Origin of the sequence: Sulfurimonas sp. HSL3-7 (genome assembly GCF_039645985.1) — a bacterium.
Lineage (GTDB): Bacteria > Campylobacterota > Campylobacteria > Campylobacterales > Sulfurimonadaceae > Sulfonitrofixus > Sulfonitrofixus jiaomeiensis.
In genome coordinates this window covers 1,555,649-1,572,627 of sequence record NZ_CP147919.1, presented here as the reverse complement: position 1 = coordinate 1,572,627, position 16,979 = coordinate 1,555,649, and the positions used below count along the sequence as shown (strand labels likewise).

The 16,979-nt window shown below is 44.1% G+C and carries 17 protein-coding genes; 5 read left to right on the top strand and 12 right to left on the bottom strand.

All coding sequences use genetic code 11. The features are described 5' to 3' along the window. Nucleotides 1-168: 168 nt before the first annotated feature. Nucleotides 169-612, top strand: coding sequence for a thioredoxin domain-containing protein (locus tag WCY20_RS07910; RefSeq protein WP_345974142.1), 444 nt, complete (start codon nucleotides 169-171; stop codon nucleotides 610-612). 177 nt (nucleotides 613-789) lie between these two features. Then, the gene (locus WCY20_RS07905; RefSeq protein ID WP_345974141.1) at nucleotides 790-1,440 is read left to right on the top strand and encodes a transposase; all 651 of its coding nucleotides are present in this window, start codon (nucleotides 790-792) and stop codon (nucleotides 1,438-1,440) included. Between the two features lie 100 nt (nucleotides 1,441-1,540). Here the strand turns inward: WCY20_RS07905 and WCY20_RS07900 are convergent, their stop codons facing one another. From WCY20_RS07900 to dnaJ, 8 genes are all read right to left on the bottom strand, one after another. Then, nucleotides 1,541-1,936: a hypothetical protein gene (locus tag WCY20_RS07900; protein WP_345974139.1), complete on the bottom strand. Its 396-nt coding sequence runs from the start codon at nucleotides 1,934-1,936 to the stop codon at nucleotides 1,541-1,543. 284 nt (nucleotides 1,937-2,220) lie between these two features. Beyond that, nucleotides 2,221-2,946, bottom strand: a complete 726-nt coding sequence (locus WCY20_RS07895) for a hypothetical protein (protein WP_345974137.1) — start codon at nucleotides 2,944-2,946, stop codon at nucleotides 2,221-2,223. 107 nt (nucleotides 2,947-3,053) lie between these two features. Beyond that, nucleotides 3,054-3,692: a hypothetical protein gene (locus WCY20_RS07890; RefSeq protein ID WP_345974135.1), complete on the bottom strand. Its 639-nt coding sequence runs from the start codon at nucleotides 3,690-3,692 to the stop codon at nucleotides 3,054-3,056. Between the two features lie 55 nt (nucleotides 3,693-3,747). Beyond that, a complete protein-coding gene (locus WCY20_RS07885) occupies nucleotides 3,748-4,146 on the bottom strand; it encodes a hypothetical protein (protein ID WP_345974133.1) in 399 nt (132 codons plus the stop codon). A gap of 265 nt (nucleotides 4,147-4,411) precedes the next feature. Then, nucleotides 4,412-6,274: an NERD domain-containing protein/DEAD/DEAH box helicase gene (locus WCY20_RS07880; RefSeq protein WP_345974131.1), complete on the bottom strand. Its 1,863-nt coding sequence runs from the start codon at nucleotides 6,272-6,274 to the stop codon at nucleotides 4,412-4,414. Between the two features lie 113 nt (nucleotides 6,275-6,387). Further along, nucleotides 6,388-7,389, bottom strand: coding sequence for a hypothetical protein (locus WCY20_RS07875; RefSeq protein WP_345974130.1), 1,002 nt, complete (start codon nucleotides 7,387-7,389; stop codon nucleotides 6,388-6,390). Nucleotides 7,390-7,473: 84 nt separating this feature from the next. Beyond that, nucleotides 7,474-7,830 carry a hypothetical protein gene (locus WCY20_RS07870; protein WP_345974129.1) on the bottom strand — a complete coding sequence of 119 codons (357 nt, stop codon included), beginning with the start codon at nucleotides 7,828-7,830 and terminating at the stop codon, nucleotides 7,474-7,476. Nucleotides 7,831-8,273: 443 nt separating this feature from the next. Beyond that, nucleotides 8,274-9,398, bottom strand: a complete 1,125-nt coding sequence (gene dnaJ, locus WCY20_RS07865) for a molecular chaperone DnaJ (protein ID WP_345974127.1) — start codon at nucleotides 9,396-9,398, stop codon at nucleotides 8,274-8,276. 92 nt (nucleotides 9,399-9,490) lie between these two features. Between dnaJ and WCY20_RS07860 the strand changes: the two genes are divergently transcribed. From WCY20_RS07860 to WCY20_RS07850, 3 genes are all read left to right on the top strand, one after another. Beyond that, nucleotides 9,491-10,618 carry an MltA domain-containing protein gene (locus WCY20_RS07860; protein WP_345974125.1) on the top strand — a complete coding sequence of 376 codons (1,128 nt, stop codon included), beginning with the start codon at nucleotides 9,491-9,493 and terminating at the stop codon, nucleotides 10,616-10,618. A 10-nt stretch (nucleotides 10,619-10,628) separates the two neighbouring features. Continuing rightward, nucleotides 10,629-11,198, top strand: a complete 570-nt coding sequence (recR, locus tag WCY20_RS07855) for a recombination mediator RecR (protein ID WP_345974123.1) — start codon at nucleotides 10,629-10,631, stop codon at nucleotides 11,196-11,198. Between the two features lie 123 nt (nucleotides 11,199-11,321). After that, nucleotides 11,322-11,804, top strand: coding sequence for a hypothetical protein (locus WCY20_RS07850; RefSeq protein ID WP_345974121.1), 483 nt, complete (start codon nucleotides 11,322-11,324; stop codon nucleotides 11,802-11,804). A gap of 161 nt (nucleotides 11,805-11,965) precedes the next feature. Here the strand turns inward: WCY20_RS07850 and WCY20_RS07845 are convergent, their stop codons facing one another. The 4 genes from WCY20_RS07845 to WCY20_RS07830 all read right to left on the bottom strand — a co-directional run bounded on the left by WCY20_RS07845 (nucleotide 11,966) and on the right by WCY20_RS07830 (nucleotide 16,941). After that, on the bottom strand, nucleotides 11,966-12,847 hold the full coding sequence (locus WCY20_RS07845) for a CoB--CoM heterodisulfide reductase iron-sulfur subunit B family protein (RefSeq protein ID WP_345974120.1): 882 nt from the start codon (nucleotides 12,845-12,847) through the stop codon (nucleotides 11,966-11,968). A gap of 8 nt (nucleotides 12,848-12,855) precedes the next feature. Continuing rightward, the gene (gene sdhB, locus WCY20_RS07840; RefSeq protein ID WP_345974119.1) at nucleotides 12,856-13,839 is read right to left on the bottom strand and encodes a succinate dehydrogenase iron-sulfur subunit; all 984 of its coding nucleotides are present in this window, start codon (nucleotides 13,837-13,839) and stop codon (nucleotides 12,856-12,858) included. A gap of 9 nt (nucleotides 13,840-13,848) precedes the next feature. Beyond that, nucleotides 13,849-15,561 (bottom strand): succinate dehydrogenase flavoprotein subunit, encoded by a 1,713-nt coding sequence (gene sdhA, locus WCY20_RS07835; RefSeq protein ID WP_345974118.1) that lies wholly within the window; start codon nucleotides 15,559-15,561, stop codon nucleotides 13,849-13,851. 168 nt (nucleotides 15,562-15,729) lie between these two features. Continuing rightward, the gene (locus tag WCY20_RS07830) at nucleotides 15,730-16,941 is read right to left on the bottom strand and encodes a diguanylate cyclase (RefSeq protein ID WP_345974116.1); all 1,212 of its coding nucleotides are present in this window, start codon (nucleotides 16,939-16,941) and stop codon (nucleotides 15,730-15,732) included. Between the last annotated feature and the right edge of the window lie 38 nt (nucleotides 16,942-16,979).

The window sequence follows — 16,979 nt, the reverse complement described above, 5'->3', positions numbered from 1 at the left end:
GAAGCATCAATAATAACCGAATATCTCTTTTGACCTGCACAATATAGTGCTTGACGTACGGAAGTAGAATTGAAATTGCATTTGATGAATATATATATTTTTTTGAGTCATTATTACTGTTTCAGTCCGTACTCGAATATATTTAAATATAGTTCATGAGGTGTATAAATGGATACTCTAAAGATAGTCTGTCCCCATTGTGAAGCAACCAATGCCATAAAAATCGAAGAGTCAAAAGCCGATATCGCCTGTCAGGTCTGTACGCGATCAATGCTTGAAACAAAACCGGTAGATTGTGATCCGGAAATGTTTTATACGCATTTGAATGAAAATGATATTCCGGTCTTGGTGGACTTTTACTCGCCGTTATGCGCCCCCTGCATGAAGATGGCACCCGACTATGAAAGCGCTGCCGCTTCACTCGCGCTCGAAGTACGTTTTATTAAAGTCAACACGCTGGAGTACCCTGATCTTGCCTTGAAGTACGGTGTCAATACCTTGCCCACCCTGATCGCCTTCAAGCAGTCCAAAGAGCTGAACAGGTTTACAAGTGCACTGCCCGAATATCAATTGAAGATGTGGGGAGAGAGTCTGATACAGATGGTGATCTGAAATTTTTTAAGCACTTTTTCTTCTGTTTTCATCGCGGAGGGTGAGAACGGAATTACACCCCAGGGGTTGGAATTACACCCCAGGGGTTGAATCTCCACTTTTTATGGCAATACGGCATAGTCTACCTGTAGTAGTTTAAAATTATTGTAATCTATTTTATTTGTGACAGGAGATTGCATGCCTACACGTCCACGAATAGATCTAGCGGGTTACCATCACATCATTAACAGAGGGGTAAACCGTTGCGACGTTTTTAATACTCCGACAGACAAAGAGATGTTTTTAAAGATCTTTAATAAAATGGCACAAATACATCACGTAACGCTGCATGACTACTGCCTTATGGATAATCACTACCATCTGCTTGTCGAAACCCAAAAAGAGAATCTCTCGACATGCATGCGGATAGTCAATGCCAACTATGCCCAGTATTTCAACAAAAGGTATCAGCGAAGCGGTCACCTCTGGCAAGATCGCTATAAATCCAAATATATAACATCCGAAGCGTATCTCTATACACTTATACGCTGTATAGAGAATAACCCTATTGAAGCGGGCAAATGTGGAAGAGTAGGTGAATACCCTTTTACCTTGGCGGCATCTCTTCTAAATGCCAAAGCGTATCATCCCTGTTCCAAAGCATCGATCCTCATAAAAGAATTCGACATGCAAACACTCACAGAGCTGCTGGATGTGCCGATATCAGAAGAAGAGATGAATGTTCTCAAAAAAATGCAGAAGGAAAAAATAGAGAAAACCGACAAGGGCTTTAGGGTAAGCTGTTCCATAGCTTTTGAAGAACATTTTTATGAAGTTCAGAGCAATTAGGAAAGGAACACAGCGATTGTCAATGCCTATCTGGACGGATATACCCAGGCAGACATCGCACGCTATCTAAACCTTTCGAAATCGCTCATCTCCAAAGTCATCAAAAGTGGAGATTCAACCCCTGGGGTGTAATTTGATGATCTTCGTTGATTCCACTTATTTTGATTTTTGGGTGTATAGAAAAAATATGGTTATAGATTTGATTCATTGTTAAAGGTAAACCTTCAAACTTTGATGGTATATCTTTGACTTCTATACATTTTAGTTCCGTAATATAATTACTTGGTTTACGATTTACGAGTTTTACAGGGGCAGTTACAAACTTTATTTCATGGTTGAATATCTTTTGCAATTCGGAAAAATCTTTGATGTCCTCAGCTACAAAAATTTGAAATTCATGATCATTTAATTTGAATATTCTTGTATTTATATATGGATATCTAGATCTAAAACTAAGATCAATTCTTCTACACCATCCATCGTATTGCAAAGACATTTAATCCCTTTATGAACTTAACGGCCGGGCTGAGCACCAGTAAGTCACTTTTCATAAATCAGCTTGCTGATTTCTGGATAGTGGCTTGGTGTGTGACTCCTGCCAATTGTTGTTCGTAGCGTAGCGGAGAACGACAATTGGTTGGTGGCACGTTCAGTGCTCAGCCCGGCCGTTGTACGTTTTCGCTGCGCGGAAACGTACAACGTTTGTCGTGAGCGATAATTTTCCGCTCGTGGTAAATTATTGCGTTCCTCGTATTTGTTATGAAGCTTTCTATTTTATAATCAATGCATTTTACACTTTATATGTTTTATTGAAAGAGTTGGTTTTATCTCAGATATTAATAATTTAATAACTTCAAACAACTCATCTTCATCTTGTTCTGCAATTATCATTGCCCGAAGAAAATAGTAATATATTAATTCATCTCCATGAAAACTATAAGAAGACTTTCTACTAAGATGTGTGGCATCTGGCATTTCTACTGAATTTAAATTAAATCTATTTGACTCATAAGATAAGTCAAATAATATTCCTTTATTATAACTCTTATCAGTAATTAGTAGCTCACAACTTTTTATTTTTTTTGACTCTACACTGTTTATTAATAAATCAGCTACCTCAATAGCTCTTATTACATCTTCTCTTTTTGGTAATTTATATTCATGTTCAATAACGTTTCGGAGAAACCTTACTTCAGTAATTAAAATTGATGGAGCTAAACCGAGAGCATTGAATAACTTTAATGTATTAGGCATAATACCTTTATCTTTTCCATTAAGAACTTTATTACAAAAATTTAAAGCTTCTGGAGAAATATTATTTTCAATATTAATTGATAAGCCTTTTAAGGTACTTTCAATTAAACAATCTATAGATCTTTTTGCATTTGATAATGCATTGATTAATGCTCTGTTACTATTATCTTTTAAATCTTCTTTTGCAAACTTTAAATATTCTTTTGGAGTAATTTGAAAATTAAAATACTCAAAATTTACTAAATCAATCAATTCAATTGTTAAGTTTGTATAATCAAGTTCTGCTGCTTCAATTAATTCTAGTATTGATTTAGTTTCTTTGTCTATTTTTTATCCTTTGATTCATAACGTTTGGTTTGTTATATTGCATTTGCAAACCATGCCGCCGTGGATATAAATAATAAAAACAAAACTGATTGTATTAATGTCCAACGCAGCTGTGATGTATAGGCTTTGATAGCTATATGAAAACCTGCTTGGCGCTCACCAGAGGATTTATTGATCTTGCGAGCTATAAGCCACTTTACCCAAAATGGAAATGGTTTTGAGATTTCATTGATTACGTTTTCAAAATTAATTTCTGTTTGAATCTCAATACCCCTTTGATTGGCATATTCTAGAATTTTATCTTTATCTTCTTTATGCTTGTCAAAGACCGGCTTCGACAACTCAGAAAGCTTCGCTTGCACATTGTTCTGTATATTGCATCGGAGTGAATAATACTTCGCAATGAAGCCTGTGACCGCTGATATGACTAGTATAATTAAGCATGCTTTGTAGCCATGAACAGACAAGTAAGGCAGTATAGATTTGATCTGTGTAATGAGTAGAGCCCCAGTTGCACCGGTGCCTGCGAGTAGCCAAATTGAAAATTTATCAACTAACGGAGAAGTTTCAGCAAGGCTATGAAACAAAGCGGATGTGAAGCCTTGTTCGGTATTTTCTATATTTAAGCGATTCCACTCTAATAAAGGATCGTCCGATGTTGTTTTACTCATGCATTCTCCTAGGCAATATAACGTTTGTCGTGAGTGATAATTTGCCTTATTTATATTAGTTTTTATCTAGTTTTTTGCACTGATACTTCATTTTTATTAATGGAGATATCATTACAAGGTCTCCATTTGGCAAAAGTCCATAAGTAAAGGGATCTTTAGTATTAGGTTTTTTTATTGGAAAAAATATATCTACATAACCCCTTGGGCTAACAATATGAGCCTCTAGTTTTTCACCTTTTTTAGGAACAACAGTTATAGTATCATCCATATTACCAGTTCCTTTACCATCATTAAATATAAGCGTCAAATCATATTGTGAGTTTTTAGCATACTTAGTATTTACTTCATCTGTATAATGATCAGTTATATTTAACAATTGGCACTTTGCAACATATGATGGATTCCCTATAGCTGATGTAATCATAATAAATAAGCCTACGAATAAGATTTTCAAGAACAACTCCTTTTTATTTTGTCAACTAACGGCCGGGCTGAGCACCAGTAAGTCACTTTTCATAAATCAGCTTGCTGATTTCTGGATAGTGGCTTGGTGTGTGACTCCTGCCAATTGTTGTTCGTAGCGTAGCGGAGAACGACAATTGGTTGGTGGCACGTTCAGTGCTCAGCCCGGCCGTTGTACGTTTTCGCTGCGCGGAAACGTACAACGTTTGAAATGAGCAATAAGTCGCCGTAGGTGACTTATTGGCTCCTCTGCTTTGTTAGGCCATCTTTTCAATATACTTTGGCCATGTTTTGCCATATGGCATTAATTCATCTGCACACGAAACAATAGTTAAGTAACTTCCCTCTGTGTGTTTTTTCAAACGTGTTAATCCAGTATAAATAAGAGCCAATGATTTCTTGTCTGCTGATTGTCCAATAAAAATCACAATGGCTCTTGACTCCCAACCTTTAAAACTATGAAGTGTCGTTGCCTTGATACGCGCATCTCCCATATAAAAGCCCATTTTTTTTCTTCTTGACTCACTAGCCTCTTCAGAAAATGTATGGCATGATTTAACTCCCTTGGCTCCTAGTTCGGAAACTACAGCGATACCTCGTTTATTGGTGTCAGCTAGAAATGTTAAATCAGGTATAGATAAGAGGTCTGGTTCTGCATTGATTGCTAGTGAAAACAACTCTTCTTGACATACTTTAGCTGCAAATTCCATTTTTGTATGTACCCATTTGAGTGTGCAAGGAAAAAGATCTAATTCATCTTGTGGTGGCATGGGTAAATTTACACTTTCTTTTGGCAAAAACTGTTCTGCAAATTTTCGACAATATTCAAGAGCCAGCGTCGGTAGTCGATAACTAATTTTAAGTTCAGCCCATTTACCACCTGGAAACCCCGCTCCGATCATTGCCTCATCTGTCCATGAATTTGCAGTACCATAAACGTCCTGAGTTGCATCTGCAACAAGGAGCATTTCGCCATCTTCTTTGCAGACCTTTCTCAAAACATTCCACCAACCAGGCATGAAGTCCTGGCCTTCATCAACTAATACTGCATCATATTTTTTTGTGACGCAATAAGGGTCATCGAGAATTAAAGTGACAAGATTTGGTAAATCAATGCTTAGAACTTTATTTACATTCTTATCGTCTGACCAAAGAGCTTTATACTCTTCTTCACAATCATTTTCCTGACATACTCTTTTGCACCAGAAATGGAAATTGAGCCATGTAATATCTTTACGTGTCTTCCCACCTGATTGTGGCCAACGAACTGAAACATCCATCAGATAATGAAGTAGTGTAATATTAAATGTTACAACAAGTACCTCTTTTCCTTCACCGAGCAACTCAGCAGCTCTTGAAGCTAATATGAGAGATTTTCCTGACCCTGCAGGCCCCTTTATCCGACGATAACCTGATTCAGTTCTTGATTTAACAAATGATAGTTGTGTTCGATCAAGCTCAAGTGACTGTCTCTGTGTTGTAGCAAAATCAGGTTCAACTAACCAATTTCTCAAATCCTTTGCTAGATCATCGTTCATGAATTTTGAGTATTTTCTGACACTTTCAGGAAATATAGATTTTATATTTCCAGATTGGACAGAATCTACACCTGTTAATGGATTGTATTGTGGCCATTGATCCATTCCTCGGTAACTTAAACTCATAGAAAAAAGATTTCTTATCGAACTTTCTGAACTAAAAGGAAATATGACCCCGGCTGTGATAGCAGCGAATCCAGCTTTACCGTCAATTCTAGGACAGTACAATTCGTGAATTTCCTGTTTGTACCTATATATTTTTTCTATTGGGTTTTCACTCTGTAATGAGAATTGCTTTCCATCCTTTTCGCCAACTAGTACGGGTGATTTGCCCATACGTTCAATAACACTGTATTTCATTGCTTGTAGATTCCAGTCTTTTACTTCAAAAACAGCAATTCCTACTTTTGGGTGTAAAAGAACAAAGTCAGGACGTAGCCCATTAAGATGGGGCTGTACATAGATTTCCCATTCAATTGGTAAGTGATCATTAAAAAGATTAAATACAATTCGTTCACCATCAGTAAGTGGTTGACGCAGTTTTTCAAATTGATTTATTGGAGGTGATATAAATCTTGACAAGATATATTACTCCTTCATTGGCCTAACGTTTAAGTTCATAAATACATGCCGGTTGGCATCTATTTATGTGAGATGAGTTGTTAGTTGTCCATTCATTTAATTTTCTATAGGAGCTATTTGATCTTATAGTCCAGTTTGTTTGATAGCCCTTTTTCTTTTTTGAAGCTGTCTACTATTTCTTTTTCGCTTGTACAAATATTTTTATTTTTTATACAATAGATCTTTTGGGAATGGTTGTCTCTTTTTTGAACGAGATCAGATGTCTTCCATAAAATCTTTCCTTCGGAAGAAGTCTCATACTCATCCCCAAGAATTTGGTAAGCGTATGAATCAAAGATATCCTGATTAATATATACTTCGCCCGTTTTTGTATCCACTCTATAATTGAAAGAAAGTTTTTGCTTGCATGGGAGATTTTTATCACTCTCTACTCCCCATTCATCACACTTATTTCTGATTTTACCCGTCTCATCTACCCATAGCACTGCATCAGCTATAAATGAGTAATTTTCAATAACCGATTCATATTTACCAGTGTAATATGAGCTACATCCAAATACACCACAATTTCCTAAGTCGATATCGCTATTTCCTTTGATTTCAATATATTCTTGTGTGCCATTCCCACCCGAAAAGTTAAAGGTGGCTTTACCAATAAAAGGAAGAGTATTTGATTTTAGTTGCTTAAAAAAATTGTCTAAATCAATTTCTTTTTTCCTCGAACAATTATAATATTCAACAGAATCATATAAAAGTCCTTCCTCTACAATATTTATACGAAAGTCTTGCGGGAAACTATCATATGAGTAATTAGTAACATATGCAATCTTATGATCAGAAGTATGCATTTTTGCATCATATTCATAAGCATTTGGCTTTTTATTGATTAATTTCAGTTCAGAACCATTAAAGAAATATTTTTTCTCTCCAACATTTTTACCTTCTTCACTCCCAATAAAGAGATGAACAGTTTCACCTTCATAAACTTCTTTGTACTTTTGAGTTATTCCATTGGTTCCAACATGTAAACATTCATAGTTGAATCCCAAAAGTTCTGACTTAGATTGAGATTCAAAAAACAAAACAAAAACTATTATTAAGATGATGTTTTTCATTAATTTCCTTTTGCATAACGTTTAAAATGAGCCAATAAATTTCCCGTAGGGTAATTTATTGGCTCCACTGATTTGTTAAGTGCTTTATATTTCTTCATAAGTCCATTCTCCTGTTGCACTGGAATATACTTGCCCCGGTCCAAATGGGAACTCTATGAAGTATATAATGTATTTACCACCCAAAGGCTTATATATTATTTCGCTTGTTGGGAACAGATAAAATAACTTATCCATTTTATGTGGATTGGCAATGTCCTTAATGCTGCTTGGATAGTGTCCCTCCCTTTTTTTGTAAGCTGTTAATTCTTTTACGTAAAATTTCATTGATTCTTCTGCATTTGTATTTCGTGATTTTCCGTAATACAAAGCACTCTGAAAACATAGAAGCCCAAGTAGAATTAATCCAAGAAAGAGTTTTGCTAATAATCTGTATTTTTTCATTTTGTGAACTTAACGGCCGGGCTGAGCACCAGTAAGTCACTTTTCATAAATCAGCTTGCTGATTTCTGGATAGTGGCTTGGTGTGTGACTCCTGCCAATTGTTGTTCGTAGCGTAGCGGAGAACGACAATTGGTTGGTGGCACGTTCAGTGCTCAGCCCGGCCGTTGTACGTTTTCGCTGCGCGGAAACGTACAACTATTTATTGGTGCACATTTTATACGACTAAGGCTTAAAATAGGACTTAGCAGAACATATGAAAAATTGTAAAAAAATATGATTTTAATGCTGGTTGCGGTATTTGAAGTAGAATCAATGCGGAATTGTAGGTATGAACAATGTGTACTAAGTAATGGAAATGGACTTATTTGAACGAAAATGTGCTGCTAAGTCCGGTTTTAGGACTTAGTCAGCATTGTGAAGAGGGAAGTGCTAAGATTTAGCGGTTACTTGAACCAGCCCTTGACACGGTCGAAAGCGGACTCGAAGAGGCTTTCGTGCGGTTTTGACTCCACGCCGAAGCTCTCCTGGAGCTGGTCGAGGAGATCGTACTGGTCGTCCGTCAGCTTTTTAGGGTAGGTGAGGCTGACCTGTGCGATCAGCGAGCCTTTGCCGTGGCCGTGGACATCTTCGATACCCTCGCCGCGGAAAGTGAACTGCTGCTTGTCGCGCGTGCCGATGTCGAGCTTGAGCTCGAGTTCGCCGGTCAGTGACGGTATCTTGATCGTCTCGCCCATCACCGCCTGGGTGAAGAAGACCGGTACTTCGACATAGACGTCGTTGCCGTTACGGATGAAGGTCTTGTCCTCTTCGACGATGAAGGTGACGTAGAGGTCGCCGCGGCTGCCACTTCGGCCGATGTTCCCTTTGCCCGAGACTCGAAGACGGTTCTCGGTGTCGACGCCGGCCGGGACCTTGACGGTGACGGTCTCTTTGATCTCTTCGTACCCTTTGCCGTTACAGTCGGGGCACTTCTCGCCCGGCATCGTCCCTTCGCCGTGACAGACCGGACAGGTCTGCGAGAAGGTCATGAAGCCCTGGCGGACATAGACCTGGCCCTTGCCGCCGCACTGGCTACAGGTCTTGACGTTGCCGTCTTTCGCACCGGTCCCGTTACAGCTTTCGCACGCTTTTTTATAGGTAAACTTGACCTCTTTTTCGCAGCCGAAGATCGCCTCTTTGAAGCTCAGACGGATCTCGACCGCCATATCGAGCGGGTACTTCTCCTGCGGTCCGCGCGAACGGCGTCCGCCGCCGGCACCGCCGCCGAACATCTCCTCGAAGATGCTGCCGAGGTCTTCGAAGCCGCCGAAGCCGCCGCCATGTCTTGCGCCGCCTGCACCGCCCTGGAGCCCCTCTTTGCCGTAACGGTCATAGATGGCGCGCTGGTTGTCGTCGCTTAGAACCTGGTACGCCTCGTTGCAGTACTTGAACTTTGCCTCGGCTTCCGCATCGTCGGGATTGCGGTCGGGGTGGTATTGTTTTGCCAGTTTTCGATAGGCTTTTTTAATCGTTGATTTGTCCGCATTTTGTGAAACTTCTAAAATTTCATAATAACTTAGATCTTCCAATATGTTGCCTTTCTGATATTTGGTAAAATATTTTCGGAATTATACCATCTGATAGGTCGAAACAGTAAATGGCGATCGCCGGAAGGAGAGAGATGTCAGCTTCTTTGATAAAAAGCCTCTTTTTTGCTGCTGCAGTGATGCTGATAAGCGGCTGTGCGGAACGGTTGCAGAGTATCTCGCCGCAGAAGTGGAGCCGTGTCAATGGGACGTTTGTCACCTTCGGCGATCTTGCAGGGTGGCAGGAGGAGGCGCACGGTAAGGCGCTGCAACTTTTCCGGCAGCAGTGCCGCACTGTCAAGCCTGTGCCGGGGCTTGAAAAGCTCTGTTCAGAGGCAGAGGAAGCGGCGGACGGGCGCGCCTTTTTCGAAGAACACTTCCGTCCTTTCCTGCTGCATGGAGGCAAGGATGAAGAGCAGCTGCTGACGGGCTACTACGAACCGCAGTTCAAAGGCTCGCTGCAGCGGAGCGGGCGTTACCGCTACCCGCTCTACAGCCGGCCTGCCGACCTGCTTGACGTCAAGCTGGACGCACTCTATCCCGATCTGAAGAACCAAAGGGTGCAGGGGCGTCTGGAAGGGAATAGGGTAGTGCCTTACTATTCGCGCCGCCAGATCAACGCCGGGGCCATCAGGGAGAGGCCGCTCTTCTATCTTGAGAGCGACGTCGACCGCTTTTTTCTGCAGGTACAGGGGTCGGGGAGGATCCTGCTGGAGAACAACGAGACCCTTTATGTCGGTTACGGCGGTACAAACGGCCACCCCTACCGCTCCGTCGGCAAGGCGCTGGTGGCAAGCGGGGAGATAGCACAGGAGAAGATCTCGCTGCAGAACATACGGCGATGGCTGGAGGCACATCCGGAGGAGGCCCGGGCCACGCTGGAGAGCAACCCGAGCTTTGTCTTCTTTGAGAAGCGCCGTAAGGGGGCAACGGGTTCGCTGGGCATTGAGCTCACGCCGATGCGATCCGTTGCAGTCGACCGTTCGAAGATTCCGCTGGGGTATCCGCTCTTTCTCTCTGCGGCCGATCCGCTGATGCAGCGCATCGTCTTCGCACAAGATACCGGCGGCGCCATTAAGGGGACGGTACGGGCCGATCTCTTCTGCGGTTTCGGCAGGGAGGCGGAGCTCTTGGCGGGCGAGTTGAAGTCGCCGCTCCGGCTCTACCTGCTGGTGCCGAAATATGATGGCGAAAAGATGGACTCTTCATCCATACTGCGCTAAAATAGCAGTAATGAATAATACACTTGATAAATTTAACCGACTGGTCGATGCCCTGGAAGAGTTGCCGACCATCGGACAGAAATCGGCGACCCGCCTGGCCTACCACATGGTCATGAATGACAACTTCTCGGCGCTCAAGATCGCCCATGCCATCGAAGATGCGCTCGGCAGCCTTAAAAAGTGCCGCTCCTGCGGCGGTATGAGTGAAGACGAGCTCTGCTACATCTGCTCGGACGAGAGCCGGAACCATGAGCTGCTCTGCGTTGTCGAAAATGCCAAGGATATATTGACCCTTGAAGAGAACGGTCTCTTCGACGGACGCTACTTTGTCCTGGACTCCATGGAAGATCTGACAATAACGCACCTTCAGGAGATGGTGGAGAGCGGCATCACCGAGGTGGTCTTCGCTTTGACCCCCTCCATCGCCAATGACGCGGTCATCCTCTACATCGAAGACAAGCTGAGTGATTACGATGTCTTCTTTACCCGCATCGCCCAGGGCGTCCCGACCGGCGTGAGTCTGGAGAACATCGACATGCTTTCGCTTGCACGGGCACTCGAGGACCGAGTCAAAGTATGATCCGTTATTTGGAAACGGCTTTTCGGGCCTGTCAGCTTCAGGCTGTAAAAAGGGGAATGGTCCCCTTTGAAAGCGTTGACGCATGCGAACAGCACGGTCACTGCTGAGAAAAGAGGGGCAAGGGTGTTTGGTTTGATCAGAGGGCTTTTTCAGAAAGAAGAGCATATCGTGTATATCCGTTTTCGAAGAGGAAAGGTCACCCTCCACCATCTGCCAGGCGGGATACGCTATGAGGACGAGCCTATACTCGCGATCAAAAAAAAGGGCGCTGCCGACGTTATTACAGCGGTCGGCAGGGAGATCCAAGAGCTGAAACCCGAAGACCCCTCGGTGGTCGTGGCACCGTTTGATTCCTTGGAACATGACCCCGACAGCTTTTTACTGGCGTCAAAAGTGCTCAGTGCGCTTATACGAAAAAGCGCCCCCTCCGGACACAAACTCGCCGCCCCGCGGGTCATCATCCACCCTGAGAAAAGCTATGTCAGCGAGAATGAGGCAGAGGCCTACCGCGAGCTGGTACTCAATGCCGGGGCGGCAGAAGCGGTGGTCTACGTCGGCGATACACTGCATCCCGATGCCTTTGAAGCTATTCTACAAAAAAGCTGATCCCCGCTGGGAACCTTCTTCAGACCTTCTTTTTACCGATGGTGATGCTGCACAATGCGGCAAATCATACTAGTCTTTTTTTTGACAGAAAAGGGTAGTTGGAAATGTAAAAAGCTGAGGGGATGAAAGGGGTGTATCACCGAAGTGATACAAAACGCAGATTATACGAAATCTACGTTGGAGACGTGGTGTTGCAGACCAAGCTCTGCCGGCGTACAGCCGAGAGCAAGACCAACCATCTGCTGCATGTGCAGTACCGGCATTTTGACGTCGCGGCCGATCGCTACGGAAGCGTGGTGGTACTGTGTGTCAAGTTTGAGATGACAAAGCGGACAAGGCGTGACCATCCAGTCTGCATTTTGGTCCATTGCACCGGCAAGTGCATTCCCTGTCAGGGTTGCTGCTGTTTTAGGTGACTGAAGCTCTGCATGGAAGCCACAGCACTTGTTCTTCTCTTCATAATCAACATTAGTGCCGCCGCAAGCGATGATAAGGTCATCAAGAGAGGTCGGTCTGTAAGAGCTCTCAGGTGTCTTGTGCGTCTCGTTCTGAAGTTCAGAAGGGCGGATATTGTGACAGCCGTAGAACGGTGCGATGTTGAACTGGCTCAGCGGCTTTACGACCATCTCTTTGATCTTGTCAAGACCGAAGTCATCGATGATCGCGTAGAGGAAGTGGGTGATCTGTGACGTCCCTTTGTACTCAAGACCGACTTCGCCGAGTTTCTCGTTGACACGCGCTTTAAGCTCGGCGTTGTTGTCAAGACGGTGTTTTGTCATCGCCGTGTTAAGCTGACAGGTGTTACAGATGGTCACCATCGTAAGACCGTGCTTTTCAGCATAGGCGATGTTACGGGCATTCAAAACCAATGAAAGGAAATCATCATAGTCTTGAAGGTGGGAAGCACCGCAGCAAGAGGCTTCTGTAAGTTCGACAAGTTCGATACCGAGTTTGTCGGCAACGGCCAGGGTCGACATCATCTGTTCAGGTGTCGACTCTTTGGCAGTACAACCGGTAAATAGGGCATATTTTAATTTAGACATACCAGCTCCTAGAATTTCGTTGTTGAAGATGATTTGATGAGTTTCTGGATCTCATCAAGGTTATCCGATTTCGGCATGTTCCAAGGAAGGACGATCTTCCCTTTTTTGAACATCTGCAGGGCGACCGGAACATGTTTCAGGACGCCGATGTTGCCTTCTGAGTAACGTACGAGTTCACCTTCGTCAAGAAGACCGTGTTTCTTGATAGAGTGGGCAAAACCGACGGCATGGCGCGATGCGACGTTCTTGCGTACTTTGCCGCTTTCAAAGACCATATTGTGCAGTTTGGTGATCTTGTCGATCGGGTTGATCTCTTTCGGACAGGCGTCTGCACATTCGTAACATTTGACACAGTCCCAGACACCCTGTGCAGGTGTGTCGACTGTATCGAGGCGTTCACCCTGTGCATCGTCACGCGTGTCGATACCGAAACGGTAGGCGGCGACAAAGGCAGCCGGCCCCATAAACTGTTCGTTGATCTCTACCGCTGGGCATGAGTAGTGGCAGGCACCACACTGAATACAGAGATCGGCATCTTCGATCTTGTCGTTGTCTTCGATAGATACGAGGTTCTCCATGGTCGGTGTTTCGTCGATCTCGGCTTCGAGGTAAGGTTTTGCCTGCGCATGTTTTTCCCAGAAGTCGGACTTGTCGATGATGAAGTCTTTGACCGAACGTTTGATGCTTGAAGGCTCAAGCGTGATCTCATTGCCGAAAAGCTCGACCATCTCGTGCATGTTGACTTTACAGGCCAGTGTTGCTTTACCGTTGACTTTCATCGCACATGCCCCGCAGATACCGTGACGGCAGCTGCGACGGTATGAGAACGAGCCGTCGAAATCCCACTTGATGCGGTTCAGGATGTCAAGAACGACCTCTTCAGAGGTGACCTCCATCTTGTACTCTTTGTACGTCGGAAGATAATCCGTCTCGGAATTGAAACGAAAGACTTTGAACGTGACATCTTTGGTTGTAATAGAGTTGTTATTCACGTCGTCTCCTTAGTATGATCTTGCTTTAAGTTCATGTTTGCCGAGTACGACATCCATGTAGTCAAGTGTGATATTGCCTTCTTCGTCCATGTAGGCCATGGTGTGTTTAAGGAAATTTTCGTCATCACGTGTAGTGAAGTCTTCACGGTAGTGGGCACCGCGGCTCTCTTTACGTGCCAATGCACTCTCTACGATAAAGAGAGAGTAGTCAAGCATGTGGCCGAATTCGATCGCTTCCTGAAGCTCCGTGTTGTAGATCTTGGACTTGTCGTCAATACGGATGTTTTTGTAGCGCTTACGCAGTTCCTTGAGAATCTTGACCTGTTCTGTCAACGTCTCTTCCGTACGGAAAACACCGGCATTGTCCGTCATGCTCTGTTGAAGCTCTTCACGAAGACCCGGAACAGTCTCTGTACCGTTGTTGTTAAGAACCCATTCGATCTCGGCGTTCATACGCGCGGCATCTGCTTCCGTCGCCACTTTAAGCTCGATACCGTCAAGGTCTTTGACCATAGACTTACCGACGAAACGGCCGAAAAGCATCGCTTCGAGTACCGAGTTGGCACCGAGACGGTTCGCACCGTGTACACTTACACACGAACATTCACCGGCAGCGTAGAAACCTTCTACGAACTCGGTATTGTTTTTGCGGACATGACCGTCGATGTCGCAAGGAATACCGCCCATCGAGTAGTGCGCTGTCGCAGAGATAAGGATCGGCTCTTTGATCATGTCAAGTCCAAGGAAGGTGATCGCAAGATCGCGAAGTTCCGGCAGACGTTCCATAATAAGATCGGCACCAAGGTGGGTAAGATCGATATAGACCGCATCTTTACGCGGACCGACACCACGGCCTTCACGGATCTCCTGGATGATCGCACGCGCAACGACATCGCGTGAAGCAAGCTCCATCGCGTTAGGCGCATATTTCTCCATAAAACGTTCGCCCTCTGAGTTGAAAAGACGACCGCCTTCTCCGCGAGCCGCTTCAGAGATGAGAACACCGTTGCCCGAAAGGCCCGACGGGTGAAACTGTACAAACTCCATATCTTCCAAAGGAAGGCCGTGACGTGCAACGATAGAGAGGCCGTCACCGGTATTGGCGTGGGCATTTGAATTGATCTTGAATGAACGGGCGTAACCGCCTGTGGCGAACATGACCGATTTGGCATTGAAGATCACTTTTTCCATATTGCGGATATTGAAAGCGACAACACCGTACGCTTTGCCGTCTTCATAAAGGATATCGGCTGCGTAGTACTCATCCCAGAACTCAACGCCCTCGCGGTACGCCTGCTCATACATCGTCTGCAGCAGTGTCAGACCGGTACGGTCTTTTGCGTAACAGGCGCGCGGCGATGACTGTCCGCCGAAAGGACGCTGTGCGATCATGCCGTTTTCCTGGCGGCTGAACACGGCACCCATACGCTCTGCCCAGCGGATCGTCTCCGGTGCGTTCTTACACATGAACTCAACTGCATCCTGGTCTGCCAGGTAGTCAGCACCTTTGACCGTGTCAAATTCATGCAGCTCAACACTGTCTTCATCGCTGAAAGCAGCATTGACACCGCCTTGCGCAGCACCTGAGTGCGAGCGAAGCGGGTGGAGTTTAGTAATGACTGCAACTTTTTTGCCAGCTTTTTGTAGTTCGCGGGCAGCCGCGTTACCGGCTAAACCGGCCCCGACAATTACTGCATCATAGGTATGAATGGTAATACTCATTAACCGTCCTTCAATAGAGTGTACATAATAAAAATCGATTATAGCGTTTCAAATTCTTTTCTATGGTTAAAGAGAAAAATAGTGACGTAAAGTTACACTTTTTTGCGGGAAGTTTAGGCGGAGTGGGAAAAAATGTAGCAATAACAGCCGTACTCATACGGCTGAGCGCTACTTTAACGAAGTGCTTTTGTCACGCAGCTGCGCGATACGGTTGCCGCCATGCTGAATAGACATGCCGAGTACTTTGTTTGCTTTGGTGATTACTTCTTCAAGGCTCTGTGTTGAAAGCTTTTGAACAAATCCGCCGCTTAGCGTGATGGCAAGATTTTGACCGTCAGAGGTTTTGAACGGTGTATCTTCCACGCTTTTTCGTATGAGCTCACAGTCGCCAAACGCAGCTGCTTTGCTCTGGCGGGAGAGTATGATGGCAAACTGGTTGTGGTCCAAACGGCCGATTACGTCATTATGCTGGCGATATAGCGAGAGCATAAAACCCACTTTTTTCAAAACAGCTTCCAGAAAATCTTGCGAGTATTGCAGTTCGATTTCATTTAACCTGTCAATGGCAAAAATACAGATAGCCGTGTAATTACCGATTTTTTGAGATTTTTTCTCTGAAAATTCATGTATCAGACCCTTGTGGTTGTTTATCCCGGTCACGGCATCAAGGTAAGCAGGATTCTGGGTGGTGGAAGGTTTGGTGTTCCGGCTGATACGTTTGGCAATTGCATCGGCTTCGATGCTCTGAAATTTTTTCTCTTCAACGTTCTCGAGCGTAAAAAGTGCATTAATGTCACCTTGAGCTTGCGTCAGACGACGAAACATCGAGAAAAAGATATAGAGGATTAAACCGAGAAGGGCAAGAATAAGCGCTTGCTGTATGTAAAATCGTTTCTTTTCATACAACATATTCTGCGATATGATCGAGTTGATCTGCGCTATGAGGAGGTCATGTTTTCGTGTCAGATCTGATTGACGTACCTGAAGCTCCTCGTCAGACAGAAGTTCTTGGGTGTACCATTGTTCTGCGCTTTTGTTGAAGTTTTTAACTGCATTGTCGAGTTTGGCGACTTCATTGTGATAGTTCCCGCTTTGCACAAACTGACCGATGAAATCGTACGCATAAAGGTCTAGAAGCGACGCCTGCTCATGTTTAAGCATGCTGCTTTGCCCGCGATACTGAATAATAGAAAGGTCAAGGTCGTCTCGCCCCAGGGTATAGATCGTCGTTGCCAGCTCTTTTTCTTTTTGCAGGTTTTCTAATTTATAGAAAGAAGAGTATTCACTCAGGATAGCGGCGGTAAGAAGAATCGCTAAAAAGAGCAGTACCAAAAAAAAAGATTTTAGCATGGCAAAAATCTTGATAATCGATATTCGCATTGTGAACCTTTGTTATTAAGTGATAGTGTTACTTTGTG

Coding starts and splice junctions, on each gene's coding strand:
- WCY20_RS07910 (WP_345974142.1), top strand. CDS start 169: ATGGATACTCTAAAGATAGTCTGTCCCCATTGTGAAGCAACCAATGCC.
- WCY20_RS07905 (WP_345974141.1), top strand. CDS start 790: ATGCCTACACGTCCACGAATAGATCTAGCGGGTTACCATCACATCATT.
- WCY20_RS07900 (WP_345974139.1), bottom strand. CDS start 1,936: ATGTCTTTGCAATACGATGGATGGTGTAGAAGAATTGATCTTAGTTTT.
- WCY20_RS07890 (WP_345974135.1), bottom strand. CDS start 3,692: ATGAGTAAAACAACATCGGACGATCCTTTATTAGAGTGGAATCGCTTA.
- WCY20_RS07875 (WP_345974130.1), bottom strand. CDS start 7,389: ATGAAAAACATCATCTTAATAATAGTTTTTGTTTTGTTTTTTGAATCT.
- WCY20_RS07870 (WP_345974129.1), bottom strand. CDS start 7,830: ATGAAAAAATACAGATTATTAGCAAAACTCTTTCTTGGATTAATTCTA.
- WCY20_RS07860 (WP_345974125.1), top strand. CDS start 9,491: ATGTCAGCTTCTTTGATAAAAAGCCTCTTTTTTGCTGCTGCAGTGATG.
- recR (WP_345974123.1), top strand. CDS start 10,629: ATGAATAATACACTTGATAAATTTAACCGACTGGTCGATGCCCTGGAA.
- WCY20_RS07845 (WP_345974120.1), bottom strand. CDS start 12,847: ATGTCTAAATTAAAATATGCCCTATTTACCGGTTGTACTGCCAAAGAG.
- sdhA (WP_345974118.1), bottom strand. CDS start 15,561: ATGAGTATTACCATTCATACCTATGATGCAGTAATTGTCGGGGCCGGT.
- WCY20_RS07830 (WP_345974116.1), bottom strand. CDS start 16,941: ATGCGAATATCGATTATCAAGATTTTTGCCATGCTAAAATCTTTTTTT.